We start from the raw sequence: 24385 nt of genomic DNA, 5'->3' as shown, positions 1-24385 counted from the left end.
TCATAGGTAAGTTTGTGCTTTTTATTTATATTTAGTTTATGAAAAAATAGTAATCCATTTGCTACTTTCATATACCAACAATACTGTATTTAAAAAACAAACTTCGCACTTATTAGTGGGCCCAAATAATATTATACTAGTTCTTGCATCTTTAGGTCTATTTCAAGGGATATTCCTTTCTATTTATCTTATTACATTAAAAGAAGGTAATAGGAAGTTAAATATTTATTTGAGTTTAATTTTATTGGGTCTAACAATAAGAATTGGAAAGTCATTACTTGGTTATTACATTCCATTAGAAGTCTGGCAAAAGAACATTGGTATCTCTGGTAGCCTAATTGTCGGACCTTTTTTATGGTTTTATGGGCTCATCTTGTTTCAAAAAAGAAAAACTATACCTAAAAACTATTACTTGCATTTATTGCCTTTTTTCATTTTTGCTTTAATACTAACAGTCATCCCAAGTAATGGTAATTTAGAGACGTTTTGGAATTATGGTCTAGTAGTTTTTCATTTAGCTGTTTATATTATTATTTCTTGGATTAATTTAACAAAAAGTAACTCAAAAATTGCTTCAAAAAAATTAATATGGTACAGAAATATTTTAATCGGAGTAACATTAATATGGGCTTATTTTTTAAGTAATTTTTTAAACTTAAAATTTCATTATATATCCGGGCCAATTTTTTATTCATTTCTGATTTACGCCTTTACCTATCTTTTTCTAAACCGTAAGAGTTTTAATCTGGAGAAATATGACAATTCAAATTTAAATTCAGATAGTTCAAAAGCTTTGTTTAAAAAGATTAAATACCTAATTGAAAACGAGAATCTTTTTTTAGAGCCTACTATTTCAATAAAAACGATATCAGAGAAACTTTCAATAAATTCAAAAGAAATTTCTCAATCTGTTAACGAAAATGCCCAACAAAATTTTAGAGAATTTGTAAATCACTTTAGAGTAGAAAAAGCAAAAATATTATTGGTCGATTTAGAAAATAAAAAAATGGCTGCCATTGCCTATGATTCGGGTTTTGGTACTGTTACAGCATTCAATGTTGCTTTTAAGAAAATTACTGGCTTAACACCATCCGAATATCGAAGAGAAAATATTTTTAATTAAGTTTTTCATCTTAAGAAACAGGTTTCTTAAAGAATTTTAGCTTTTAAACATTGATTTTAGCTCTTATAATTAAAATCAATTTCATGAATAGAAAAACATTTATTAAAAACTCATTGGGAGGAATTGCCTTAGCTAGTTTTACTCCAACTTTTTCATTTGCTCAAGAGTTTAAAGAACCAGAACCTATTGACATAAAGTTAGTTAAAGAATTTGTAGTTGCTGGTCATAAAAACTTGCCTTTGGTAAAAGAAATGCTGAATGAACATCCAAACTTACTATATTCCAGTTATGACTGGGGTAATTCGGATTATGAAGAAGCGATTGAAGGGGCAGCTCATTTAGGCAACAAAGAAATTGCCAATTACCTAATTTCGAAAGGAGCAAGAGTCAATTTATTTACGCTTACTATGTTAGGAAAAACAGACTTAGTAAAGCTTACTTTAGAGACTTATCCTGAATTAATATTTGCTAAGGGGCCCCATGGTTTTACATTACTACATCATGCAAATGTTGGTGATGTCAAGGAATTAGGTTATTATTTAAAAGATAAAGGTCTAAACGAGACTCGCATTAATATCAGATAAACATACCATTAAAAAGCACTTTATAACACAACTTATAAACAATACGGTATTCGGGCTTAAACGCAGGGTTTTGTATTTTTATGAAGATCAACAAAATCTTTGGGTTTTTGCTTTAAACAAGGATAAGAAATACAAAACAAAAGGATTTAATTATGTGCGCAGGGGAAAGTAAATGCTAGTTTACTCCCCCTGCTTTACATGGCTTTATTGAAAATTTTGAACCGAAACAAAACCTGACTGAATTGCATTGAAAACACTTGTGAGTAAAAACCAGTAAGTCCATTTTTGCACTTATGTTCCACACAAACGCTCTGTGTCTCATTATAACCAGCCCTGAAAGAAGCTATAAAAGAAATATCTAAACTTTAAGAATAATTTTTTTCGGCATTTTGCTTTTCACTCATTTTTTCAATCTATACTTTTTTTGCTACGATAAAATAGCTTGATGCATCTTTATATATCATTTCGGTTTCAACAGTCTTAAAATTACCCTTTACCATTAAATCATCCAATTCTATACTTTTAAGCCGCCTAATTGGAACAGGAATTATTCCAACTTTACACATGATTCGTACGAGCTGAATCTGCATACTAACCAGAAATGACATTTTATCGCGTAAGCAAGGTGTTATAGAAATAAATAACCCTTCTGGTTTTAGTAATTCATTGATTTTATTCAAGACTAAATGCGGATCAGGAACTGTATGTAACATATTGAATGCCAAAATCTTATCAAATGATTCCTTTTCATATTTTTTATCAAAAATTTCGCCATGCTCGAAGTTTACATTTTCAACTTTATTAACAATTGCTTTCTCTTTTGCTATTTCAATCATCTTGGGTGATATATCTATAGCATGAATCTGTTTCACATGACTAGAAAGCTCACATGACGTGGTCCCTGTTCCACATCCAAAATCTAGGACAATATCACTGTCATTAAGGTACTTTTTTGCATTTTCTCTAGACTTACTGTGAATATATTCAAAACGTTCCTCCGTATTATCATAGTTTTTTGATGCATTATCCCAGAATTTTTTCGACTTACTCATTTTTTACAATTTTTAGATTTTAAGTATTTATCAATTACAACTCCAATTTTGATATTATAAAATCATTAGTCTATTAGAGCTTCACATACAATGCCTACACTTTTAACCATTTATATAATATCTTGCTCTTTGCGGAAATTAGATGAGACTACAAGGTCCTAATCGGCATCTTCTATATCCACGGACAAACTAATTGCATTTGGGCTTGAATCATTTTTTTTTGAATTTATCCTTTGACGAATCATAAGTAAATACTTCATCCAAAGTGACATTAAAAACGCTTGAGATTCTAAAGGCTAGTTCAAGAGAGGGAGAATACTTCCCACTTTCGATAGCAGCCACGGTTTGTCTTGTAACCCCAACTTCCTCGGCCAATTGTTTTTGTGTCATTTCGTCTTTGAAAAAACGTAAGGTTCTTATCTTGTTTTGAATATGGTCTTTGCCCATCTTAAAGTCCTTTATTGTAAAAATAGATTTTCCAAACGTCACTCATTACTGATGACACAAACCCAAAACTCAAAATGGTTATAAACATATAATGGACAGAATAACCCATAGATACAGGAATCATTGAAACCATAAATCCAAACATTGCAATCCAATGACTGTAACGATCCGATTTCATTTCTATGAGCTTATCTCGCTCATCTATAAAACCTAAATCTTCTTCATCTTTATTTCTGTTATTTACTTTTTTGAAAATCGCAAATAAAATGAACAGGATGATTTTTGCAAGAACCATTAACATTGTTAATTCTAATATGAAAACACCCCAAAATTTAATATCCAAAACCTTCGGAAGATTAATATCTCCTTGAATTTCAAAAACATAAAATAGATATCCTCCCATTATTAAAATGGTTGTAACGAAATTAAAAACTACCTTTTGTACTTGTATGGTCATTATCACTTCTTTTTAACTAAGTTAGTTAATCATAACTCAAAGTTAACAATTATTTACATAATGTAAACTATTTTTAACATTTAGTGTTAAATTCTCTTATAGAGATATGATATACAGAATGTTAAAAAATAACAAGTACACAACAAAGTAGTGTTTCATATATCGGATAAATAAAACTTCTCAGACAAGCTCAAATGAAATTTTCAGTTTAGTTTTGAACTATTATGGAAATAAAAACAATAGAACTATTTGGAAAACCGCTGTTCAATTTAGTTACAATAACACGACCCATTAAAATGGCCACACCAATGCCAGAAGATGAGGCTGGGTTTGTCTATATCCTTGAAGGTGGCTGTATAAATTACTCTGAAACCGAAGAACTTCATTTAAATAAGAATCAGGCAGTATTAGCCAAATCCGGTAATAGCACATTTAGTACAACAGCTGTAGATGGCAGAACCAATTACAAAGCCATTGTTATTAAATTTCATAAGGACGTTCTTGAAAAGCTTCATGATAGCTCTCCCCTTCCTTTCCCAACAGAATCAGCTCATGAGCTTACTGTAAATTCAGCAATGATTGGTACTAATAAATTATTGGAGCAATACGTAAATAGTCTTATTTCTTTTTTCGAGAACCCTGAATTAGTATCTGATGAATTGCTTAAGTTGAAACTAAATGAACTCATCATTCATCTGCTAGATTCTAACAATAGTTCTCAGGTACTCAGCATAATGGCTAACCTTTATGAAAAGAAAACATTCGAATTCAAAGAAGTTATTAATGCTCATATTTGCTCCTCCCTTGGAATTAAAGAATTGGCTCAATTAACAAACCAAAGCCTGTCTACTTTCAAAAAGACCTTCAAAAAGATTTACGGAGATACTCCAAACAATTACTTAATTCGAAGGCGCATAGAAAAGGTTGCAGAGCTTCTTCCTGTTTCTAATGATTCTATAAGTAATATTGCCTTCGATTGTGAATTTAAAACTCTTGCACACATGTCAAGAGTGTTTAAAGCCAAATATGGAATTTCTCCATCTGAGTATAGATCAAACTTCTCAGATAAAAGCTAAAACTTTCTAGACAAGTTTATGCCTGCTTGGTCGCATATTTTTGTAGTATTAAAAATAAAAACATGAAAATAAAGCGACTGAACATTTTAATGGTAATCGCATTATCAATTGCAACAATTACTTCGAAAATTATGGCACAGAATGGAGAGAAATATACCGAGATAAAAACAGTAAGAACAAGTGAAATAATAGATGTATCGGCCGATTCACTTTGGAAAATAATCAACCAGCCCGACATCTCTGTTTGGAGTACATTACTAGACAGCACGAAGTTTTTTGGGGCAGAAAAATTTAAAGGTGTTCCTTGGAGTAAGAGGGTTAGCATTGTGAACACTAAAGGTCATCATGAATCTCATGAAGACTTGATTGTTTACGATCCTGTTAATAGAATAATAAAATTTGCTTCCACCAAATTCCCTAGGTTTATTATTTCTAACGAGACACATTATGAGGTTATTGATTACGGACATAACAAGTCAGCACTCAAAACGACAACTCTGATGAATATGAAAAAATTTCATGCCTTTTTCCTAAAAAAGCCTATGTTAAAAGTAATAAATAAAAATGGTGATGAATTATCATATGATATAAAATATTATGCCGAAAATGAAGATGTTTCACCCTCAAAAAAGGATAGAATTAAAGAACTTGAAAAAGATGAGGCCAATCAAAAATCGAAATACAGGATTGTTAAGAAGAAACTAAAAAGTGACACTATCAATGTTTCGGCCGACTCACTTTGGGCAATCCTCAGAGAGTTTGATAAAGTAAGTGATTGGACTTCTACTTTAGATCATTCAGAAGGAGCTGGAGAAGCAAAATTTGAAGGAACCACTTGTAATGAAAGAGTGTGTGTATCAAATCATAAGAAGTTGGTAGAAGAGTTGATTATGTTTAGCGATGAGAAAAAAGAATTGGCATACGAATTAACTGAAGGTGCTCCTGGTTTTGTGAAGCTTGCCCAAAATCATTGGAAAGTGTATAAAATCAGTCAAAATAAATCGGTAGTAGAAATGAATGTAACTATGCATTTAACCAAATTTATGGGATTTATTTTAGGAAGAGTAATTACAAAAACAATGACTAAACAGGTTTTATTAGTATTAAATGACCTGAAAATATATGCCGAAACAGGAGAAATTTCTGAAGAAAAAAAAATACGGATTTCGAAATTGAATAAAAATAAAAAATAATGGAAACACAGCAAATACGTTTTAATCACCTGGAAAATCTATATAATAAAACAAGACCACATGAAGTTTTAGATATGCAAACAGCTGCTGATTTACATGATTTTACCACCAGACCTTTTGTGGAAAGAATACCCAATTTTTAATATGATATCAAATTTATAGTTCTTAAAGTTAAAGAAAGAGGAGCGGTGAGATAAAAGCCCTATTTTTGGGTAAGCAGCCTCAAAAAGAAAATACGCCTCCATTGAAGAACTTGGAAATGGAATTTGGAGAGTGTTTTATAGAAACGTACTTTTAGGATACTTTGATGAAAAACATCTTAGAAAAACAACAATTTACAAGGTTAAAAACTAATTTAGTGTAAACCCTAATATTTTACTTATGTAAACTATGTCCCTTTTCTAACAAAATAAGATATCTATAAAAATTTATTATGAAACAATCTTTGATTCTTACAGTATCACTTCTTTTTTTTTCAACTTTTTATGTTTTGGGTCAAACAAAACAAGATTCTTTGGATATTAGACAAGCTGCTTTAGACTATATAGAGTCTCAATACGATGCTAAACCCGAACAATTTGAGAGAGCTGCTCATCCCAGAATGGTTAAAAGAACTTTTTGGACGCATAAAAAAACTGGAAAAGAATATTTAAGAGAATCTTTTAGGGATTATATGATTCTACTTTCAGAAACGTATAATAAGGATGGCAAAAGATTTTTAAAAAACTCTAAAAAAGAAGTTATAATACTGGATGTTTTTGACAAGACGGCTTCAGTGAAGCTTATTGCTGAAGATTGGATTGATTATATGCATATAGTAAAACTGAATGACAGATGGAAAATTGTTAATGTATTATGGCAATTCAATGATTCCGAAAAACACTAAAATTTTAAAAAGCACTACAATAAAAACTATGCCCTCAATAGGCCCAACGCTATCTTCCTATCTTAGGAACTTCTTATCATGATAATTTCGCCTCAGTTTTAATTAAACATTAAAGTGTTAATAATAAAAAAAGTGGAAAAAAATGTTTTAGCTGCATTAAGAATAATAGTAATCGTTAGGGTCTATTTTTCTAAAAAAAGAACATTCTGTTGCCATTGACATCTAGTTTTATAGCACCAGATTTTGTGAAAAGTAATTTGAAGCCTTCGTCCTCGATTTTAGATGCACAAAAATCAAAATTTTTCGACTTAATAATCATTTTATCAGAACGGATTACACGCCAAAACGGAGTTTTCAAATCGATATTATCATTTGAATAGCGTTCAGAGATTTTCTTTATAGCATTTCCTGTTCTCATTGGACAAGTTACGTCCGTGCCAAAATCTTTTGCCAGACGCTTTGCGAGTGCATCTATCGTAGCCACGAAACCTTTAGGAATGGTTTTTACAAGTTCTTCTATTTCTTCGATCGAAGGGTGTAACATTTTTCCTTTCCCATAAAACTTTTCCATCTTTGTTGGGATATCTATTATTTTACATTTCGTCATTTTCGTATTTTTTATAAAGTTTAGATGCAATCCAAGCACCAATTGTCATTTCCAGCCAACTTAAAGGCAATGTTATCCATAGAATTTTCCATTCCGACAATCCCATATTTGCTGTTGCAACCCAAAAAATAACGAAAACAGCCGACCAAACTATAGTGCCCGAAATGAAAACTGACCAATTGGAACTCCTAAAAACCCTAGAATAGAGCCAAAAAACAAAAACTAGGAAACCTGTTAAAAGAGTGTCCCAAAACCCCCAAATAGCGAAAATACCTAAGTCCATATCCGCAACACCCTGCTTATAGTCAAAAAAAGACTTTATACGTGGTTTAACAAATACAAAATATCTAAAAACCTCGGAAATGTTAATCCAAATACTGGTCAGCAACGTAATGACAACAAAGTGTTTCCTATTGAATTTTTTGGTAATCATATTTAATCGAGTGCTAACGCTTGTTTTATATTATTAAAAATTGTCATTGGTGCATGAGCTTTAGGAACAGAACGGTAAATGGCAATGGACTTCTCTAATTCGCCTAATTTCTCAACCAAATCGATACTTCTTTTCGAAAAACCAGCAAACCTTAATTCTTTTGGATTTACAATTTTTTGGTCAACAAGAAAATCAATCTTTTTATTACAGCGACAGGGGTTTTTAGGGTTTGACAGCCCACATTTATTATTTAAAAAATTTCGAATTTTGGCTCTCGAGCGTGACACTTTCTTTCTATAATTTTCAGCCGTAATTTCCATTATTTCTGAACCTTCAACACTATTAAACTCTAAAATTTCAGTCAAAATGTACACCATTCTATCCACGGAATTCAAACAAAGCAACAAACCTTGCGTACAACTTACCTTTACCTCTTCTTCTAAAAGAGAAAGTTCACCTTCATTGCTCGAATATCTAACTGTATCGGAACGACCGGTATCTATTAAGTCTGCATAATCACCAAAAGACATTGCAAACTCTTTACTTTTTTTACCTTTATAGGTTATTAAATAATTAGTTGCTACTCGATAAACCCAAGTCACAAACTTGCTTTTATGATTGAAAGTGCTCAAATGAGTTATCACCTTGATAAGTATTTCTTGCGTTGCATCTTCAGCATCCTCAGAGTAGAGCAACATTTTCAAGGATAGGTTGTAAATGTAATCCTTGATGTTTAGCACTACCGATTCCAAAGCTTTTCTGTCGCCCAAATTGGCCTTTTCCACTAAAATTTCTAATGTATCTTTCATATCTCTGTTAATTAGACATGGAAAAGATACGAAGTGTGACAATTGGTGAAGAAAAATTATTCGCTGACAAAGAATTTGAGTAAAAAACATATAAATTCCTTTTTAACTAGAAACAATATTATTTTAGGTTCCAATATTCAATACTTTAATTATTTCTTTTTTTCTTTCTAACTAGCACTTTTTCTATTTTTTTTAAAAATAGTTTTCGAATCTGTAATTTCTAACACTTAATATTTGTCTAATAGGGTATAAAAATGTTCACAATTTATGAAAGACAAGTTTACCGAGCTGTTATATGAAAATCAAGGAATAGTTCATAAAATATGTAATATATATTTTAGAGATAGGCTTGAAAAAGAAGATTATCACCAAGAACTTATCATTCAATTATGGAAGGCATTTCCCAGTTTTAATAATACTTCTAAGTTTTCTACATGGATGTATCGCGTCTGTGTTAATGCAGCAATTAATATAACTAAAAAAGAAAAAAAGCAAGTAACGCAAGTAAAATTATTCGACAGTAATCTACATAACTTACCCAATAACGACGATACAAATTGTAGTAATCAAGAAAAACTATATGAGGCCATCAGTAAACTATCTAATGTCGATAAAGCCATAATTACATTGTATCTAGATGAATATAGTTATGAAGAAATTTCTGAGATTATTGGTATCTCAAAAAACAATACAGGGGTTAAAATAAAAAGAATTAAATCTAAAATTTTAAAATCATTTGAAAATGGAAACAGTTGAATTAAAAAAAATATGGAGTATTCTTGCTGAAGAAAAATTAATAGATAAGAATTTAGCAAAAGAACACATTCTAGAAATAATTACAAAAAAAGGAAACGGAATTATTAGCAAATTAGAAAGAAAACACAAGCATGACTTTAATGTTTATATGAGTATTGCTATCTTCATGTTATTTGTTATACTATTTCTCATATATCGTGATAGTCTTGGACTACTGTCTAAAACAAATTCAAGACTTGGTGGGGCGTATCTTATTCCATGCCTTATGGAAGCATTTATTATTTACGTACTAATAAGTTTAAAAAGAAATTTAAATTTTACTAAGTACTCATACAATACTGGTACGTTGAAGGAATCACTAATAAATGTTAAAACCTATTTTAAAACTATAACAAAAAAAGGCAATTGGATAGGTACAATATCATTGATTGCTATATTCGTCCTAATTGAGATTGATACATTGATGAAAATTGGAGGGATTAGTAATATGAATTTTTCATCTAATGGATCATATATTTTTGAATCATACTTTGCACTATTTCTGATGATTATGATTTTTGCTATGCCATTTATCGTTAAAATGAATGCTAAACAATATACTAGTATATTGCAGGACTTAGATCGGACTATTGAAGAGCTAAACGAAGAACCAACATAGAAACAAAATATTTATAACAACAAAAGACAAGAGTTTGTATAATGCTCTACTAGCTTTAATCTAGTTACAAAAGTATTAGTTCCCCAAATCTTATTTATAGTTTAATATATAGCTCTTTAGTAACAATTTAGCTCCTTTAGCGTCTTATTCTTGTGGCATAATATTACGTTCCTATGAAAATAGCATGTTCAATCTTCCTGACTTTATTGATTACATTTTTTTTCAATAGCCCAAAACAAATCTACCAATGAAAACAAATTTGTTTTTACTGAAGAAATAGAACAATGAATTACTATAAAAGATGACGATGTATCAAAGTCTGTAATTCTTTTTATCCATAGCGGATTCGGTAGCGCATAAATGCAGGATACGATCATAATGAATCTAAAGTAGTTAAACAATTTGAAGTTGTGACTATCGTACAAATTAAATAAAGAATCACTAAAAGGCATAACATAATTTTTAACTTACGATGAAAGCTATAACAAAACATATATACGGAGGTCCTGAAGTGCTTGGTTTAGAAGAAATTGAACAACCAATATTGAAAAAAAAACATGTATTAATTAAAGTCAAAGCAAATTCTGCAAATCCTGCTGACTGGCATATTTTAAGAGGAAAACCTTTTTTTTCTAGATTTACTTTCGGTCTGTTTAAACCAAAAAATAAAGTTCTTGGAGCTGACTTTTCTGGCATTGTTCAAGAAGTAGGGACAGATATTACAAATTTTAAGGTTGGTGATCGTGTTTTTGGAGAAATGCTCGGAGAAGGAGCATTTGCTCAGTATATTTGTGCTCCTGAACATGTTTGCGGGCTAATGCCTGAAGGAACAACATATAACGATATGGCATGTGTACCACTTGCCGGTTTAACAGCATGGCAAAGTTTATTAACATATGGAAAGCTAAAAAAGGGAGAAACAGTGCTAATTAATGGCTCTTCTGGAGGAGTTGGCCATTTTGCAGTACAAATTGCAAAAGTTTATGGTGCTCATATAACAGCTATATGTTCCAACAAAAATATTGATTTTGTAAAATCTATTGGCGCTGACAAAGTCGTTGCTTATGATAAAGTAAATATTCACCAACATAACGGAAAGTATGATTTGGTATTGGATACAAATGGCAATCTTAAGTTTTCCGATTACAAAAGAATGGGGAAACGTGGTATTATGGTAGGTTTTACAACCATGAAACATATGTTTTCTGTACTGATAAATGCTGGTTTTAGTAAATTTCCTTTAACACAATTTACTGCTAAAGCCAATTATAATGACTTAAATACCTTAGCCAATCTTATAGAAAAAGGGGGCATTAAACCGCATATTGAAAAAACTTATTCCTACTCTCAAATTCCTGAAGCTATTAAATATATAGAATCTATGAGAACACGAGGAAAAGTAGTTATGACATGGGAAAAATAAAATGCATTTTTTTGTTTTTTATAGAAAAAAAACTTTATTGTAAGTAGGTTATAAAAACTTCCTCGCTTTTATTAGCAAACCATTAATAGCAACTAATTTAAAACCAAAAAGGATGAAAGTAACAGCAGAGAAAAATGAAAAAATAGGGAATATGATATTTGCATCTATTTATCCACTTTATTTAAACAGGTTAGAGAAAAATGGGAGAACAAAAGAAGAGTTTCACCAAATAATAGAATGGTTTACTGGTTTTAATGAAAACAAATTACAAGAGCTTATTAAAGAGAAAGTAACTTTTAAAACTTTTTTCGAAAAAGCCAATATACATCCTAATGCACATTTAATTAAAGGGGTGGTTTGCGGTTATAAAATTGAAGAAATAGAAGATGAATTTAAACTGTATAAGGAATGTAGGCAAATGGAAAAGCTAATTGATGAATTGGCAAAAGGTCGTAAAATGAATAAAATATTGCGAGAAGAAAAGAAATAAACCATCTACTATAAAAATGAACGAACTGTATCAAATTTTAAACAAATTAATAGGGTTAACAAAAGAGGAATGGCAAGATTTTTACACTAAACTAAACAGAAAAGAGTATAATGCGAAAACCGTAATAATTAATGAAGGAAGCATTGCTCAAAATTTATACTTCATAGAAAATGGCCTACTAAGAACGTATCATTTACAGGACGGAAAAGAAATGAACACCTACTTTGCTTGCGATACGCAATTCATATCTACTTTTTCAAGTTTTATTAGTCAGGCACCCTCGTTCGAAACTTTAGAGGTAATTGAACATAGTATAGTATATGAGTTATCCTATAAAAAACTTAATATTTTATACCAAGAATCTTCGAAGTTTGAAAAACTTGGGCGAATATTAGCAGAAAAAAACTATTTATGTGTTCTTGATAGAACACTGACTATGCAAACCAAAAATGCAAAAGAAAAATACCTAGAATTCATTAAAAATTACGAGACAAAAATTGTTCAAAGAGTTCCACAACATATGATTGCTACTTTTTTAGGTATTACTCCAGAATCATTAAGTAGAATAAAAAAAGAAATATTCATTTCTTAACAAATGGTAATGCAAAAAAAATCCTCATGGCGTTCTTTTGTGTTTTGATAAACCTAAAGAATAATGAAGAAATTTAAAATCATATCGTCGGTCTTATTAGTAGCTAGTATTCTCTTTTTCATTTTATCTTGTAAGACTACGATTGATGTTAGTACATATACAACTCCCAAATTTTCAAAAAAAAGCTACCCCATAAACCAAGAAGTTACATTTTCTCTATCCATCATTGAAACTGGTTTTGCAAAAACCCCGGAAGCATTTGTGTATAGAGGAGGAAATTTATTTAAAACACGTAAGTTGTCACATGTTTCTGTATTGATTCAACATCCAAAGGGAACATTTGCGTTTGATACTGGTTTGGGTAGTGAAATAAAAGAACAGTTTCATGATAATTTTTCTTTTATAGACCGTCAACTTTTTAAGTTTACAAAACTAAAATCCATGAAAGAGATGTTAGTTACTAATAAATTCAATCCAGATTCTATTGATTTTATTATACCTAGTCATCTTCACTTTGATCATGCTAGTGGAATAAAAGATTTTCCAAACGCTACGGTTTGGACAACAAGAGAAGAATACAACCATGCTATTAGCAAGGGAGCAACTCCTCCTGCATTTATCAAAGAACAATATAATGCGGATTTTATAAAATGGAAGTTTCTAGATTTTAGCACAACGGAATACGAAATATTTAAAGAAAGTTATGATGTTTTCAATGATGGAACTGTAGTTCTAGTAAAACTACCAGGACACACCAAAGGTTCTTTAGGAATGTTCGTTAACCTAAAATCGGGTAAGCGCTACTTCTTTACTGGCGACTTAACTTGGGCAGTAGAAGCCTTTAATGGTCCATCAGAAAAGCATGCTATTCCAAGAAGAAAAGTAGATGGGGATAGAGAGAACATTAAAAAGACTATTGTAATGATACATCACCTAATAAAAGAGAAGCCCAATTTAAAAGTTATACCAGCTCATGATTTTAATGCGCAAAAAAATATTGCCCATTTCCCGAACGTGGAATGGTAAATAATAGTCGAAGCTATCCGAATTTTGGAACCCAATCATTTTATCTTTTCTTTGTAAAAATACTATATAGTACCTTTTATGAAAAAAGCAGAAACTACACGACTTAGCATTTTACACAAAGCGTTTAAACTGATTTATACGAAAGGCTACCAAACAACAAGTATTGATGAAATTATTGCCACAACGCAAGTAACAAAAGGTGCCTTTTATTATCATTTTAAGACAAAAGACGAAATGGGACTTGCAATTATCAACGAAATTCTAAAACCCTCCCTTACTGAAAGTTTTATAGACCCACTATATACTATAGAAAATCCGTTAGATGCTATTTACACCTTAATGGAAAACCTCTTAATGAAAACCGAATTTTTAAAAGTTGAATATGGTTGCCCAACTTCAAACTTTACGCAAGAAATGACTCCTTGGAATGTAGATTTTGGAAGAGCTTTAAAGGAAATAACCAAACTGTGGATACAAAGTATGACTTCCTTGATTGAAAAAGGAAAGGAAAATGCATTTGTTCGCAAGGATGTAAATGCAAAACACGTAACCGTATTCGTAATTTCTGGTTATTGGGGTATACGAAATTTTGGAAAATTAGAGAATACTAAAAAAGCATACCTCCCCTATTTAAATCAACTCAAAACCTATTTACATACTTTACAATAATTTTTTTATTTAAAAACATACTAAGTAGTATGTTTTTAGTTTAATTTTGTTAATCATCAAAAAAAGTCTGAAAATGTATTCTACTATATTAGTTTTACATTCCATAATTCGTTGGCTTGTACTTACTTTCTTATTGTATTCTATATATAGAGTATACATAGGGTATACTTATAAAAAAACCTACTCCAAAACCGACAATAGTTTTAGGCATTGGACAGCGACGATTGCCCATATTCAATTAATGTTGGGTATGATTCTCTATTTTCAAAGTCCTGTAGTAAAGAGTTTTTGGTCTAATACTAAAACTAGCATATTAAACTTTGACGCAGTATTTTATGGCCTCATTCATATGGGCCTAATGTTCATAGCTATTATTGTTTTAACCATTGGTTCCGCATTAGCTAAAAGGAAATTAACGGACAAAGAAAAGTTTAAAACCACGCTGGTGTGGTTTTGCGTTGCGCTTTTTATCATTTTAATTGCCATTCCATGGCCTTTTTCTCCTTTTGCTAGTAGACCAATTTATAGAGTTTTTTAATTATGATAAAATATTTTTCATCATCCGTAGGTCGTTTACGCCTTTTTGGTTTTCTAGAGGGTATTTCTTTAATTATTCTAGTTTTTATAGCCGCTCCATTAAAACATTATTACCATAATCCTTCACTAACTAAAAGTATGGGGCCAATTCATGGAGCATTATTTATTTTTTATATTCTAAATGCTTTAAGTGTTAGTGTAGAAAAACAATGGAGTTTTAAAAAAATAACTTGGCAATTCCTTATAGCATGCCTTATTCCTTTTGGTACCTTTTACCTCGACTACAAAATTCTTCGTCATATAAAGACAAATGAAAAATAAGATAAAAACAACTATCTTACTTTTTATATGCTAATGGTTAGCTGTGAATTGGTATAACAAAAAAAGAAAAATCATGATTTATATAACCCAATTAATATACATCGTAAATGGACAAGAAAAGGTTTTCAATGAATTCGAAAATATAGCAATCCCTACCCTATTAAAATATAATGGTCGGTTAACTTTAAGAATACGACCAAGTGAAGATTCCATTATCGAAAGAAATATCGAAAAACCCTATGAAATTCATTTAGTAGAGTTTAGCACACAACAAGATTTCGACAATTTTAAGCAAGATGAAAAAAGAAAAAAATTCTTGCATTTAAAAGAACAGTCTATAAAATCTTCTATTTTAATACAAGGTGAGCTATTGTAAATATTAAGGACAAAATATACATTACGGAGACTACATCTTTGCTCTCCCAAGTAAGCATATTCAAAATTCATCATTATAACCAATCGTTTATACATACTAAAAAAGTAACTTGGTAAAAACAATTCATATCGGTACCCTCGTTAGACCTTAAAGTTACCCCCCTCTCAAATATGAAAAGCGCTGATTAATCCAGAAATAGCAAAAAGGTACTTCTTCGGTACTGAAATTAGTACCGATTGAGAAAAAAGAAACCCTAAGAACATTTGTCACAAGTACCTATTCACCTCTATTTGAGAAACAAGATAACCTTATCCAAGATTACCTGTAAAGCTTAATTAATTCTAGTAAATAATTACTTATTGTAGCGGAAACAATGCCTAAAAACAAATCTCAATATAAAGCCTCTACGGAATCCCTACATTTGCCAAAAATTTAATTCATATAGGATTCTCCCAATTAATTATACCTATATTGTTAAAAAATAAATAAACTATTAACCATTATGAAATCATTCACCGTAGCAGAAATTAATTCTGAATTAAATGGAGAAATTTTAGGCAATACATCCGCAATTATTACTGCACCAGAGCAATTAGAAAATGCTAAAGAAGGAGAAATTACTATTATAGGAAATAGAAAATATGCTAAACTTTGGGCATCTTCCAATGCCAGTGTTGCCGTAATTGATGAAAAAATAGATTTAGAACCCGGAGAAAACAAAGCCCTTATTAAAGTTCCTAATGCAGATTTAGCTATGGCTAAAATTCTAGAATTATTTGACCCAGGCCTACCTGCATTTGAAGAGGATATTCACCCAACAGCCGTAGTACATAAAACAGCCACTCTAGGAAAAGGGTGCCAAATTGGAGCTAATACTTATGTAGGTAAAAATGTTATACTTGGTGATAATACCATTTTATATCCTAATGTTACTATTATGGACGATACTACTCTTGGTAACGGATGTACTATTTGGTCTGGAACCGTAATTCGAGAACGTACTATTATAGGGCATAGCTGTATTATCCATACCAACGTAAGTATTGGTGCTGATGGTTTTGGATTTAGACCAAGTACAGATGGTAAAGGATTAGTGAAAATTCCGCAAATAGGAAATGTTGTTATTGGTAATGCAGTAGAAATAGGTTCTAATTCTTGTGTAGATCGTGGTAAATTTAGTTCTACCATAATCGGTGATGGTTGCAAAATAGATAATCTAGTACAAATAGGCCACAACTCCGTTATGGGTCGTTCTTGTATTATGGCTGGTCATAGTGGTTTAGCTGGTTCTGTTACTTTAGGAGATGGGGTAATTATTGGTGGTAGTGCCTCTATAAATGACCATACCACCTTACACTCTGGCGTAACTGTTGGTGCAGGTTCTGGCGTGGTTAGTGATGTTGCTGCTGGCAAAACCGTACTTGGCTACCCAGCTTGCGATTCTAGAGAAATGCTAAAACAATGGGTTACCCTTAGAAAATTGGCAAAGTAATTTTTTAATCGATAATAGAGATTTATATTGTTAGAAGCTTGCGTCGAAATCAATGCTAATTTTCCTTCTAGTGCCTCGTGGGCTTGCCCCGAGGTTGTTTACGTTTTAAAAATAATACTTCGAAGCTATTAGCCTCGAAGTATTATTTTGCCATAATCATATACGCTGAAATAGCTTTTTCTATTAACAACGCTTCCCTTATCTGTTCTTCTACTTGTTGTTTGGGAACTTCTATAAAATTAACCGGAGTTTTTAATTTAGTCATAAGGTTTAAATGCGAAATGCATAGCAACTCTATTCGTAATTTCAACTCTTCTAATTTTTCATGTAAATCAGATGTTCGCGGCTCATATGTATAAGAACATAATCTACCTTTTAGCTGTATAATATGTATATAGCTATGCTCTATTTTTACTAAAAATTTGGAAATGTCTAAATCCCTTTTTGATGTAGAAATTTGTTTTTCTATAAACATTATTCTTTTATTTAAAAGTGTAATAACAAAACCTAGTTTGCATAAATGAAAGTAAAAGCTCTCACTATAAAGGCTTTCATAATTAATTAATAAAAACCAATTAATCTTGTAGAATCACTTATAATTTAAACAAAAAATAGCTTAAAAAAATGATAACTATCATTTTTTAAAAGATTTAACCATTAAGACAACCGGCATGTCTCTTTTATTTTAGAAAAACTGTGTAAATAGTTTAAAGTTGTAAACTTCAGAGAGCTGAATTGTTTTACCCAAAAATTGTATAAATACCATAGGCTAATAAGCTAAAGCCTATAATAGGCGCAAGTATTTTATACCACTTATACATTACAAAAGCTGCAAAAAGACCAATAGCAAGGGAAACATAAATACTATTTGACGTTACACCTTTAGAAAGAAAACAAGTGACTACAAATACAACTACTGACCAACCTATTTTAATAACTCTTAAGCTTACAGGTGGGGTAGTTTTTTTTCCTTTAAGATCTATAGCTTTACCACCATTTGTTCTTCCATCTGTTTCTTCTCTTATTTGTTCAGCTACTTGAATGTAACCTGTTCCATCACAAGCATAGCATTGTTCGTAAGTTGAGCTACTCCCAGCCACAAAATTTCTTTCTCCTAAACCTGAACAAACGCTGCATTGTTTTGACCTCATACACTAATATAAGGGTTTTTATTTACTAAAATTTATGTCATTTAAGAAAAAATATATAGTTGTTTAGCCTCTTCTCTTTCAATTTCTGCATAATTAAGCGAGGTCGAACCATGAGGGTCTTTTAATAATATTAGATTCGGCTACGTTCCTATTGTTGTATTTAATCTAATTCGATTATCCCAGTCTTTACTTTGTCTAAACTAAAATACCCAGCAAGAACAAATTCCTTTACGAATTCAACTTTATATGGTTTTGGTTCCGTTTTATTTGCTCCAAAAATTAAACTAGGAATCATACCTAATCTCAAATTAATCATGCCCAGTGTTGCGCGATCGGCTATTTCAATTCATTATTTTTTTTGAAGCAATAAGTTGACTCAATTGAGAGTTGAAATTTAACTTACTTTCAAAAGAACCATGATTTTGATATATCCCTGTAAGTGAATGTAATTCTTCCATTTCTTCATTATACAGTTCAATATGGCTTAAAAATTGCAAATTTCCTCTTTTTATTCTACCGCATTTCATTCCTGTATTGATTCTTGCATTACATCTACAAGGGTTTTTCGGATTGTAAACTCCACAGTTATTATTCATAAAGTTACCAATAAGTTTTCTCGATTTTTCTACTTTTTTTCTGAAATTTGAAGAACTTGTATTGGTGATTTCTGCTCCAACATTACTTTTTATCTTTAAAATACTTCCTAAAATGAAAGCTATTCTATGTTCTCTATTTAAACATTGTAACATGGCTAGCGTACAATTCGTTTTCATTTCTTTTTCCAAAAGGTTCTTATCTGGTAAATTATAATCTTTAGGGGCTATAAATGTTTTTAGGTCATTTGCATAGTAATCGAAGGATATGTTTTGTTGCTCTATTTTTGTTTTTTTAAAATTAATAAGATAATTTGTTGCAATACGATATGTCCAAGTTTTAAATTTACTTTTTGCTTTAAACTTACTAAGGTTGGTTACTATTTTTATTAAAATTTCTTGAGTGGCGTCTTCCGAATCTTCTCTTGAATAAAGGAACCTAATGGCCATATTGAAAATAGAATCTCTAACTGAATTAATCAGTTCTTCTAAGCTTTTTCTATCTCCGTCTAAGGATTTCTTTATTAATTCTTCTTCGTTCATATCCTAAAATATATAAAAAGAAACACAGGTTATTAAAATAACCTGTATTGTATCTAGTAATTTAATTATTTAAACGAAATTGACCATGAGGATTATCCTGAATCATTAACCAACTTCCATCTGTTTGTCTTCTAAGGATAGCCACTGATAGTCCATTCTGCTCAATTTTATTACCATCAGGTAAAGTACCTACCATGTTCCATGGAGCAATATGAGTAGCAATATCTCCTGAAATATAAACCTCGTGACTAGAGAAAGTATAGTTTGGATTGAAGTTTACAAATTGCGTAAACGCTTGTCTTAATTCATTATGACCTGTTATTGGTTTGCCCGGTTCAAACATGACTATTGCATTCTTTTCATAAGTTGACAAAACACCATCAATGTCTTTGCTTTCAAATGCAATTACCATTTTTTCAATAGTACTGTAGACTTCCTTTTGTTGTGAGTTAAAATTTGTTTCCATTTTTTTGTTTGTTTGCGCATTGCCAACCCAAATTAGGCTAAAAGTCAATGCAATAAGTAAATAACTTTTTGTCTTAAACATTGTTTTTAATTTATGTATCCTATTATTTTTGGTTACATAAGTTTAGACAAGTAAAAATGGAAACTGTGAATTTTTTTTGCATTTTTTTTTCAAAGCTGATGAAAAACAGACTTGTGTATAGATAATCGAATGTAAAAAGACAATAACTCTAGATATAAAGTGTTCTCCATTGGGTAAAAACACAATTCCAATATTATTTAGCGCTGCAGTTATGTCTGTTTTTTTGTGTTTTCTCTACCAGTCCGTTTATATAAAAGCACAAACCATGCTGATTTGTGCTAGCCCAGCTATTTTTTAAAAACCATGTTACCCACCGTATTTATTTAAAAAACTTATTCATATATATGTTAGATATTATTAGAATTCCCAATAAAATTAGTAATAGAATCATAATAAAGATAGAATCCTTATGTTTAATATGTGCAACTAAGGCCGTTATTAAAAATAATCCAACACCTGCATACGCCCATTCTTTTAGTTGCGTTGAAGCTAAAGGTATTAGCAATATAATTGCAGCTATTAACTTTAAAACAGCTAATTCTACTCTGAAAAAATCAGGAAAGCCTAAATTTTTAATCCCTTGAATTGTACTTTTACTAAAAAAATAACTATAAGAGCTTAAGAAAAGAAAAGCGGATATTATTGCTGTTGAAGACCAATAAATTACTTTCATATTATAAAAAAGTATCTTGTAATTGTTTCACTATTTTATGTCCATCTGGATCAGCTTTTGTTTTTAATTCACAAAAAGCTTCGGCCCATTGGGAAGTTCGGATTCTTAAAGGTGGATTTTCGTTTTGAGCAATACCTAAAGTAGCTTCTGCTACTTCTATCCCTGTTTGGTACACTTGCTCTTTGCTTTCATTTGCTCTTTTTTGGTTTCCCGCCATATATCTTTCAAATATTGGTGCATACTCGCCTGTTGCAAATTGTCCATTAACAGCTGTTTTTTCAATTGCAGAAGTCATAAATTCGGTAGCTATTCCTCCCGGTTCAATACAAGTGATTTTGATATTGAAAGCATTTCCAATATAAGTTGCTAGTCCTTCCATATATCCTTCTACAGCAAATTTGGCACCGCAATACAATTCGTTAAAAGGTTGTCCAACCAAACCACCAACAGAAGTAATACTAATTATTTGACCCGATTTTTGTTTTCTCATATAAGGTAATACAGCTTGCGTACAAAATACAACTCCGTGATAATTTACATCTGTAACCCATCTAATTTCTTCTTCAGAAGCCTGTTCTGTTGTTTTTGCAAAACCAGCTCCTGCATTATTAAGTAACACGTCTATTTTCCCATCTTTTTCTATAATACTATTTACAGCAGCTTTAATAGAATCTATTTTAGTTACATCTAAAGGAAGTATTTCTATATCAAGATTTTCTTCCAAGATTCTCTGCTTAAGATTCTCTGCTTTTTTAAGATTACGCATTGTAGCATAAACCTTATAGTTGTTTTTGGCGAATAGAAGAGCACTTTCAAATCCTACTCCTGTTGATGTTCCTGTAATTAATATGTTCTTTTTCATAATTGTTAGTTAATGGAATGAATGTTCATTCCAAAATGTTGATAATTTTTTTTTATTCCTTAATTGCGTCCCAAACCATTATTACTTGATTCTTAAGTGAGGTTTCATTTTTCTTGGTTTGATTAAAATACCATCTTAAATACGACAAAATAGCTCCACCTATAAACATCAAAATTTCTTCTGTGTCCATTTCTTTTATAATACGTTGTTCTTTTCCTACTGATAAAAGTTCAAAAATAGGAGTTATAGATTTTCTGCCTTCTTCTTTGCTCCTTTCCGTTATAATAGGAGAAGCTTGTAGTTGCTCCATAAATAGGAAATAATTGGGATTATTTATGAAAAAATCGACCGCTATGGTAAAATAGTTTTCAAATTGAGTCTTGATCGGCTTATCCGCTTCAAAATTTTCAAACAGCAATTTTTCTTGCTTTTTTATATCTGTGTAAATTTCATTAATTAGGGCATCTTTATTTGGGAAGTAATTATAAATAGTTCCCATTCCCGTTTCAGCAGCTTTTCCAATAGCAGACATAGGTGTGTTATGTACCCCTTTTTTCACTAGAATTTTAAGGGCAGCTGATAATATGATTTGTTTTTTTTCCACTTTGCAAATGTATAACACTTGGAATGATTATTCCAAGAATTACGCTACTCTTTTCAAAATATGTTATTTTTTATATGTTTTACAATGTCTTGATGTATTACTGACTATTTTTGTCCGAAGGAGATTTTCTGACTTCTATTAAAAAGGCCTTTGACGGATTGACGCTTAGCAATACTTTGAATTCTTCCTCTGTAAACCCATGAGTTTTTAGTTCTGGATAGAGTTTCTTAAAAATATTTGTATATGGTCTGATTGCTTGATTTTCTCTTTGCGGATCATACCAACCAGAATCGTGCGAAATTAAAATTCTGTCTAAAATTCCATTTCTTTTTGCGAATAATAGTTTTTCAACATGTTTTTCCAATTCCCAGCCTAATCCATCAAGACTTATCCAACATCCCAACTTTGCTGCTTTAAGATAATTGTCATTATTATCTTCTTCCTGCGCATGCACCCAAATAAAAGCCTCCGGCGAAACTCCAATTTCTTTAAGAATGTCTAATTGCGACCATAAACCTATCGCTTTTCCCGTGTGTGATGCTATAGTTAAACCTGTTTTTAGATGAGATAGAGCTGCAGCTTTTACCAACTTTTTATGTATTACAGGTAAGGAATCAGAAGTATCTATACCAATCTTAATAAAGCCTGGTCTTATTGAAGTTCCATCAATACCATTCTTATATTCATTAATCCACATCTTAGCAAGATCTTCTGCTGCCATTTCTTGAGCATATTCAGGAATAAATTTATTATTTCGAGCTCCATAAAGACCAGTATTTGTAATAATATTGATACCCGTTTTATTGGCAATCTTCTCAAGAAGTAATACATCTCTTCCTAAGTAATCTGGCGTAGCGTCAACGAAATAAGTAACATTAAACTCTTTAAGCTCCTGGAGATAAGGCATTACTTCTTTAATTATCGTATCATGGTTCCATTTATTTGGTTGTATACTGTCTGCTCCTATAAAATCGACTAAAATATGTTCGTGTGATAACCATATTTGATTAGAAGTTAATCGGTGTGTTCCGTTTACATCTTGTATTAACGGTTGTTTTTTAGAACCACAACCTATTAATAAGAAAAGAAATAAAAAATTAATTTTTAGTTTCTTATTCATGGATTTACGCTATAATATTTTAATAAATTTAATCAAATTTCGTCTATTATTTATTGACACCTAACGGTTTAGGATATAATCAATGCCCCAATTAGGGCTGAAAAATTTTAGTTCATTATGTACATAGCACCTTGTAACCAGTTAATTTACTAATCTTTATGAATTTGATGTAGGGTCGCTTTTTTATGGTAATTCAATTCCCGTTGCATTAATCGTTTTATCACAAAAATGAACAAAGTTCTTCTCTCTCATTTGTTTTAATACTATAAGTTCCTTGATTGAACTCATTAATTTTTAAAATCATATTTTCGCAGCGATTTTTCAATTACGATTGGCTCATATAATCGTTTAACATACTTTCAACTTGATCCAAACGGTCCGTTGTGTTCCAATAACTATCCCTTCTTTGTTGCTAAACATTTAGCCTATCTTTTATGCTTCTAGGAGGTGATTGTTATTTTAAAAGGGTATTTCCGTAGAAAGTGTTCATTACAAAAATCATTTCCGTTTAAGTAATTAAACCACTATTTTATATAAGTTGTTACTTTCGTTTTTTAACAGTCTATTTTAAAAACTTACTAAATAATATTCTTTTTTTCGGCGGTATGGCCTTACTGTCAACAATTATTTTCAATAATTCCTGATTTTTTTCTTTTGCATGAACTAAATGAAACAATTCTGATACAGTTAAACTTTTTTTCGGACGTTCTATTAAATCAAATTCATCATTAATGGTAACATATCCTTCTTCAAGAATACTTAAATAAGTTCCTCCAAATCCGTGTTCAATGAATTGTTTAAGTACTTTTTGAGTTCCAAATTTGTGTCCCAGCTTATAACAAGGTTCTCTATATTGCGAAATTTGTACTACAGCTTGTCCAACTTTATAAATATCTCCCAAATACACTTGTCGTTCATCAAAGCCAGAAACCGTTAAATTTTCTCCAAACATTCCCCAAGTCCAATCAAGTTTAGGGTATAATTTTTTCCAATACGGATATTGTTCAGATGAAAAAATATAACAAGCTTTATAATAACCTCCGTGATTTAACCGGTTAGAAATTTCATCACTTATTACATCATTCTTTGTTAAGTAAATAGGCTTGTTTGTTGGATTTTTATATATTCCTGTAGCTTCTTCTTTTCCATTCCAAATGAAAGTAGTTCGCTTCCCTATATTAGTTGATATTATTTTCATTAAGAGTGATTCTGTATTATCCTGATATTGGTTAACCATTTTATAATCAAATTAAATGGTTAATGATTTAAATTTATTTATTCTATA

33 protein-coding genes are annotated in these 24385 nt (G+C 30.9%); 17 read left to right on the top strand and 16 right to left on the bottom strand.

The features are described from left to right. Nucleotides 1-58: 58 nt before the first annotated feature. Nucleotides 59-1123: a helix-turn-helix domain-containing protein gene (locus Q0856_RS06255; RefSeq protein ID WP_298503488.1), complete on the top strand. Its 1065-nt coding sequence runs from the start codon at nt 59-61 to the stop codon at nt 1121-1123. Between the two features lie 83 nt (nt 1124-1206). Beyond that, nucleotides 1207-1707: a hypothetical protein gene (locus tag Q0856_RS06250; RefSeq protein WP_298503487.1), complete on the top strand. Its 501-nt coding sequence runs from the start codon at nt 1207-1209 to the stop codon at nt 1705-1707. Nucleotides 1708-2120: 413 nt separating this feature from the next. Here Q0856_RS06250 and Q0856_RS06245 read toward each other — a convergent pair whose 3' ends face one another. From Q0856_RS06245 to Q0856_RS06235, 3 genes are all read right to left on the bottom strand, one after another. After that, nucleotides 2121-2759, bottom strand: a complete 639-nt coding sequence (locus tag Q0856_RS06245) for a class I SAM-dependent methyltransferase (RefSeq protein WP_298503486.1) — start codon at nt 2757-2759, stop codon at nt 2121-2123. Nucleotides 2760-2969: 210 nt separating this feature from the next. Continuing rightward, nucleotides 2970-3206, bottom strand: coding sequence for a helix-turn-helix transcriptional regulator (locus Q0856_RS06240; protein ID WP_298503485.1), 237 nt, complete (start codon nt 3204-3206; stop codon nt 2970-2972). Between the two features lies 1 nt (nt 3207). Further along, nucleotides 3208-3663, bottom strand: coding sequence for a hypothetical protein (locus tag Q0856_RS06235; RefSeq protein ID WP_298503484.1), 456 nt, complete (start codon nt 3661-3663; stop codon nt 3208-3210). Between the two features lie 296 nt (nt 3664-3959). Between Q0856_RS06235 and Q0856_RS06230 the strand changes: the two genes are divergently transcribed. The 4 genes from Q0856_RS06230 (at nt 3960) to Q0856_RS06215 (ending at nt 6818) form a co-directional block, all read left to right on the top strand. Beyond that, nucleotides 3960-4739 (top strand): AraC family transcriptional regulator, encoded by a 780-nt coding sequence (locus Q0856_RS06230; RefSeq protein ID WP_298503482.1) that lies wholly within the window; start codon nt 3960-3962, stop codon nt 4737-4739. A 131-nt stretch (nt 4740-4870) separates the two neighbouring features. Further along, nucleotides 4871-5932, top strand: a complete 1062-nt coding sequence (locus Q0856_RS06225; protein WP_298503481.1) for an SRPBCC family protein — start codon at nt 4871-4873, stop codon at nt 5930-5932. Beyond that, nucleotides 5932-6075 (top strand): hypothetical protein, encoded by a 144-nt coding sequence (locus tag Q0856_RS06220; protein ID WP_298503480.1) that lies wholly within the window; start codon nt 5932-5934, stop codon nt 6073-6075. Before Q0856_RS06225 ends, Q0856_RS06220 begins: the two co-directional genes overlap by 1 nt. 290 nt (nt 6076-6365) lie before the next feature. Further along, nucleotides 6366-6818, top strand: coding sequence for a nuclear transport factor 2 family protein (locus Q0856_RS06215; RefSeq protein WP_298503478.1), 453 nt, complete (start codon nt 6366-6368; stop codon nt 6816-6818). A gap of 190 nt (nt 6819-7008) precedes the next feature. Here Q0856_RS06215 and Q0856_RS06210 read toward each other — a convergent pair whose 3' ends face one another. Genes Q0856_RS06210 through Q0856_RS06200 form a run of 3 tightly spaced genes read right to left on the bottom strand, consistent with a single transcriptional unit; the run spans nt 7009 to nt 8667 of the window. Then, on the bottom strand, nt 7009-7425 hold the full coding sequence (locus Q0856_RS06210) for an MGMT family protein (RefSeq protein WP_298503476.1): 417 nt from the start codon (nt 7423-7425) through the stop codon (nt 7009-7011). Then, the gene (locus tag Q0856_RS06205; RefSeq protein WP_298503474.1) at nt 7412-7858 is read right to left on the bottom strand and encodes a hypothetical protein; all 447 of its coding nucleotides are present in this window, start codon (nt 7856-7858) and stop codon (nt 7412-7414) included. Before Q0856_RS06205 ends, Q0856_RS06210 begins: the two co-directional genes overlap by 14 nt. 2 nt (nt 7859-7860) lie before the next feature. After that, a complete protein-coding gene (locus Q0856_RS06200; protein ID WP_298503472.1) occupies nt 7861-8667 on the bottom strand; it encodes an RNA polymerase sigma factor in 807 nt (268 codons plus the stop codon). A gap of 267 nt (nt 8668-8934) precedes the next feature. Between Q0856_RS06200 and Q0856_RS06195 the strand changes: the two genes are divergently transcribed. The 11 genes from Q0856_RS06195 to lpxD all read left to right on the top strand — a co-directional run bounded on the left by Q0856_RS06195 (nt 8935) and on the right by lpxD (nt 17007). Beyond that, complete coding sequence (locus Q0856_RS06195; RefSeq protein WP_298503470.1) at nt 8935-9423, top strand: sigma-70 family RNA polymerase sigma factor; 489 nt, start codon at nt 8935-8937, stop codon at nt 9421-9423. Beyond that, entirely contained in the window at nt 9410-10081 is a 672-nt protein-coding gene (locus Q0856_RS06190; protein ID WP_298503468.1) for a hypothetical protein, read from the top strand. The genes Q0856_RS06195 and Q0856_RS06190 overlap by 14 nt, the downstream gene beginning before the upstream one ends. Nucleotides 10082-10553: 472 nt before the next feature. Next, complete coding sequence (locus Q0856_RS06185; protein WP_298503467.1) at nt 10554-11504, top strand: NAD(P)-dependent alcohol dehydrogenase; 951 nt, start codon at nt 10554-10556, stop codon at nt 11502-11504. A gap of 112 nt (nt 11505-11616) precedes the next feature. Beyond that, nucleotides 11617-11994: a DUF2200 domain-containing protein gene (locus tag Q0856_RS06180; protein ID WP_298503466.1), complete on the top strand. Its 378-nt coding sequence runs from the start codon at nt 11617-11619 to the stop codon at nt 11992-11994. A gap of 16 nt (nt 11995-12010) precedes the next feature. After that, nucleotides 12011-12586, top strand: a complete 576-nt coding sequence (locus tag Q0856_RS06175; RefSeq protein WP_298475944.1) for a Crp/Fnr family transcriptional regulator — start codon at nt 12011-12013, stop codon at nt 12584-12586. Between the two features lie 63 nt (nt 12587-12649). Further along, nucleotides 12650-13612, top strand: a complete 963-nt coding sequence (locus tag Q0856_RS06170) for an MBL fold metallo-hydrolase (protein ID WP_298475947.1) — start codon at nt 12650-12652, stop codon at nt 13610-13612. 78 nt (nt 13613-13690) lie between these two features. Further along, nucleotides 13691-14281: a TetR/AcrR family transcriptional regulator gene (locus Q0856_RS06165; RefSeq protein ID WP_298503464.1), complete on the top strand. Its 591-nt coding sequence runs from the start codon at nt 13691-13693 to the stop codon at nt 14279-14281. A gap of 73 nt (nt 14282-14354) precedes the next feature. Beyond that, nucleotides 14355-14819 carry a hypothetical protein gene (locus Q0856_RS06160; RefSeq protein ID WP_298503461.1) on the top strand — a complete coding sequence of 155 codons (465 nt, stop codon included), beginning with the start codon at nt 14355-14357 and terminating at the stop codon, nt 14817-14819. Nucleotides 14820-14821: 2 nt separating this feature from the next. Further along, nucleotides 14822-15139, top strand: coding sequence for a DUF3817 domain-containing protein (locus tag Q0856_RS06155; RefSeq protein ID WP_298503459.1), 318 nt, complete (start codon nt 14822-14824; stop codon nt 15137-15139). A gap of 73 nt (nt 15140-15212) precedes the next feature. Further along, the gene (locus Q0856_RS06150) at nt 15213-15515 is read left to right on the top strand and encodes a hypothetical protein (protein WP_298475962.1); all 303 of its coding nucleotides are present in this window, start codon (nt 15213-15215) and stop codon (nt 15513-15515) included. Between the two features lie 502 nt (nt 15516-16017). After that, nucleotides 16018-17007 carry a UDP-3-O-(3-hydroxymyristoyl)glucosamine N-acyltransferase gene (lpxD, locus tag Q0856_RS06145; RefSeq protein ID WP_298503457.1) on the top strand — a complete coding sequence of 330 codons (990 nt, stop codon included), beginning with the start codon at nt 16018-16020 and terminating at the stop codon, nt 17005-17007. Nucleotides 17008-17149: 142 nt separating this feature from the next. Here the strand turns inward: lpxD and Q0856_RS06140 are convergent, their stop codons facing one another. From Q0856_RS06140 to Q0856_RS06095, 10 genes are all read right to left on the bottom strand, one after another. Continuing rightward, a complete protein-coding gene (locus Q0856_RS06140) occupies nt 17150-17482 on the bottom strand; it encodes a hypothetical protein (RefSeq protein WP_298475968.1) in 333 nt (110 codons plus the stop codon). 265 nt (nt 17483-17747) lie between these two features. Continuing rightward, on the bottom strand, nt 17748-18158 hold the full coding sequence (locus Q0856_RS06135; RefSeq protein WP_298475971.1) for a hypothetical protein: 411 nt from the start codon (nt 18156-18158) through the stop codon (nt 17748-17750). A gap of 160 nt (nt 18159-18318) precedes the next feature. After that, nucleotides 18319-18474, bottom strand: coding sequence for a hypothetical protein (locus tag Q0856_RS06130; protein ID WP_298475974.1), 156 nt, complete (start codon nt 18472-18474; stop codon nt 18319-18321). A gap of 25 nt (nt 18475-18499) precedes the next feature. Next, nucleotides 18500-19294 carry an RNA polymerase sigma factor gene (locus Q0856_RS06125; protein WP_298503456.1) on the bottom strand — a complete coding sequence of 265 codons (795 nt, stop codon included), beginning with the start codon at nt 19292-19294 and terminating at the stop codon, nt 18500-18502. Nucleotides 19295-19355: 61 nt separating this feature from the next. Continuing rightward, nucleotides 19356-19841 carry a nuclear transport factor 2 family protein gene (locus Q0856_RS06120; protein WP_298475982.1) on the bottom strand — a complete coding sequence of 162 codons (486 nt, stop codon included), beginning with the start codon at nt 19839-19841 and terminating at the stop codon, nt 19356-19358. A gap of 319 nt (nt 19842-20160) precedes the next feature. Further along, a complete protein-coding gene (locus Q0856_RS06115; RefSeq protein WP_298475985.1) occupies nt 20161-20514 on the bottom strand; it encodes a DoxX family protein in 354 nt (117 codons plus the stop codon). Between the two features lies 1 nt (nt 20515). After that, nucleotides 20516-21376, bottom strand: coding sequence for an SDR family oxidoreductase (locus tag Q0856_RS06110; protein ID WP_298475988.1), 861 nt, complete (start codon nt 21374-21376; stop codon nt 20516-20518). A 52-nt stretch (nt 21377-21428) separates the two neighbouring features. Continuing rightward, nucleotides 21429-21980 carry a TetR/AcrR family transcriptional regulator gene (locus Q0856_RS06105; protein WP_298475990.1) on the bottom strand — a complete coding sequence of 184 codons (552 nt, stop codon included), beginning with the start codon at nt 21978-21980 and terminating at the stop codon, nt 21429-21431. A gap of 97 nt (nt 21981-22077) precedes the next feature. Beyond that, entirely contained in the window at nt 22078-23100 is a 1023-nt protein-coding gene (locus Q0856_RS06100) for a phosphotriesterase (protein ID WP_298503455.1), read from the bottom strand. 562 nt (nt 23101-23662) lie between these two features. Then, entirely contained in the window at nt 23663-24298 is a 636-nt protein-coding gene (locus tag Q0856_RS06095) for an MOSC domain-containing protein (RefSeq protein WP_298503453.1), read from the bottom strand. Nucleotides 24299-24385 lie beyond the last annotated feature (87 nt).

The organism is uncultured Maribacter sp., from assembly GCF_947496775.1.
GTDB lineage: Bacteria > Bacteroidota > Bacteroidia > Flavobacteriales > Flavobacteriaceae > Maribacter_B.
Note: the sequence above shows the minus strand (reverse complement) of the source record. Positions and strands in the feature narration are given on the sequence as shown.

Bases quoted from the DNA above. Each gene is read 5' to 3' on its own strand.
- Q0856_RS06250 (WP_298503487.1), top strand. From the start codon at position 1,207: ATGAATAGAAAAACATTTATTAAAAACTCATTGGGAGGAATTGCCTTA.
- Q0856_RS06245 (WP_298503486.1), bottom strand. From the start codon at position 2,759: ATGAGTAAGTCGAAAAAATTCTGGGATAATGCATCAAAAAACTATGAT.
- Q0856_RS06240 (WP_298503485.1), bottom strand. From the start codon at position 3,206: ATGGGCAAAGACCATATTCAAAACAAGATAAGAACCTTACGTTTTTTC.
- Q0856_RS06235 (WP_298503484.1), bottom strand. From the start codon at position 3,663: ATGACCATACAAGTACAAAAGGTAGTTTTTAATTTCGTTACAACCATT.
- Q0856_RS06230 (WP_298503482.1), top strand. From the start codon at position 3,960: ATGGCCACACCAATGCCAGAAGATGAGGCTGGGTTTGTCTATATCCTT.
- Q0856_RS06225 (WP_298503481.1), top strand. From the start codon at position 4,871: ATGGCACAGAATGGAGAGAAATATACCGAGATAAAAACAGTAAGAACA.
- Q0856_RS06220 (WP_298503480.1), top strand. From the start codon at position 5,932: ATGGAAACACAGCAAATACGTTTTAATCACCTGGAAAATCTATATAAT.
- Q0856_RS06215 (WP_298503478.1), top strand. From the start codon at position 6,366: ATGAAACAATCTTTGATTCTTACAGTATCACTTCTTTTTTTTTCAACT.
- Q0856_RS06210 (WP_298503476.1), bottom strand. From the start codon at position 7,425: ATGACGAAATGTAAAATAATAGATATCCCAACAAAGATGGAAAAGTTT.
- Q0856_RS06205 (WP_298503474.1), bottom strand. From the start codon at position 7,858: ATGATTACCAAAAAATTCAATAGGAAACACTTTGTTGTCATTACGTTG.
- Q0856_RS06200 (WP_298503472.1), bottom strand. From the start codon at position 8,667: ATGAAAGATACATTAGAAATTTTAGTGGAAAAGGCCAATTTGGGCGAC.
- Q0856_RS06195 (WP_298503470.1), top strand. From the start codon at position 8,935: ATGAAAGACAAGTTTACCGAGCTGTTATATGAAAATCAAGGAATAGTT.
- Q0856_RS06190 (WP_298503468.1), top strand. From the start codon at position 9,410: ATGGAAACAGTTGAATTAAAAAAAATATGGAGTATTCTTGCTGAAGAA.
- Q0856_RS06185 (WP_298503467.1), top strand. From the start codon at position 10,554: ATGAAAGCTATAACAAAACATATATACGGAGGTCCTGAAGTGCTTGGT.
- Q0856_RS06180 (WP_298503466.1), top strand. From the start codon at position 11,617: ATGAAAGTAACAGCAGAGAAAAATGAAAAAATAGGGAATATGATATTT.
- Q0856_RS06175 (WP_298475944.1), top strand. From the start codon at position 12,011: ATGAACGAACTGTATCAAATTTTAAACAAATTAATAGGGTTAACAAAA.
- Q0856_RS06170 (WP_298475947.1), top strand. From the start codon at position 12,650: ATGAAGAAATTTAAAATCATATCGTCGGTCTTATTAGTAGCTAGTATT.
- Q0856_RS06165 (WP_298503464.1), top strand. From the start codon at position 13,691: ATGAAAAAAGCAGAAACTACACGACTTAGCATTTTACACAAAGCGTTT.
- Q0856_RS06160 (WP_298503461.1), top strand. From the start codon at position 14,355: ATGTATTCTACTATATTAGTTTTACATTCCATAATTCGTTGGCTTGTA.
- Q0856_RS06155 (WP_298503459.1), top strand. From the start codon at position 14,822: ATGATAAAATATTTTTCATCATCCGTAGGTCGTTTACGCCTTTTTGGT.
- Q0856_RS06150 (WP_298475962.1), top strand. From the start codon at position 15,213: ATGATTTATATAACCCAATTAATATACATCGTAAATGGACAAGAAAAG.
- lpxD (WP_298503457.1), top strand. From the start codon at position 16,018: ATGAAATCATTCACCGTAGCAGAAATTAATTCTGAATTAAATGGAGAA.
- Q0856_RS06140 (WP_298475968.1), bottom strand. From the start codon at position 17,482: ATGTTTATAGAAAAACAAATTTCTACATCAAAAAGGGATTTAGACATT.
- Q0856_RS06135 (WP_298475971.1), bottom strand. From the start codon at position 18,158: ATGAGGTCAAAACAATGCAGCGTTTGTTCAGGTTTAGGAGAAAGAAAT.
- Q0856_RS06130 (WP_298475974.1), bottom strand. From the start codon at position 18,474: ATGATTAATTTGAGATTAGGTATGATTCCTAGTTTAATTTTTGGAGCA.
- Q0856_RS06125 (WP_298503456.1), bottom strand. From the start codon at position 19,294: ATGAACGAAGAAGAATTAATAAAGAAATCCTTAGACGGAGATAGAAAA.
- Q0856_RS06120 (WP_298475982.1), bottom strand. From the start codon at position 19,841: ATGTTTAAGACAAAAAGTTATTTACTTATTGCATTGACTTTTAGCCTA.
- Q0856_RS06115 (WP_298475985.1), bottom strand. From the start codon at position 20,514: ATGAAAGTAATTTATTGGTCTTCAACAGCAATAATATCCGCTTTTCTT.
- Q0856_RS06110 (WP_298475988.1), bottom strand. From the start codon at position 21,376: ATGAAAAAGAACATATTAATTACAGGAACATCAACAGGAGTAGGATTT.
- Q0856_RS06100 (WP_298503455.1), bottom strand. From the start codon at position 23,100: ATGAATAAGAAACTAAAAATTAATTTTTTATTTCTTTTCTTATTAATA.
- Q0856_RS06095 (WP_298503453.1), bottom strand. From the start codon at position 24,298: ATGAAAATAATATCAACTAATATAGGGAAGCGAACTACTTTCATTTGG.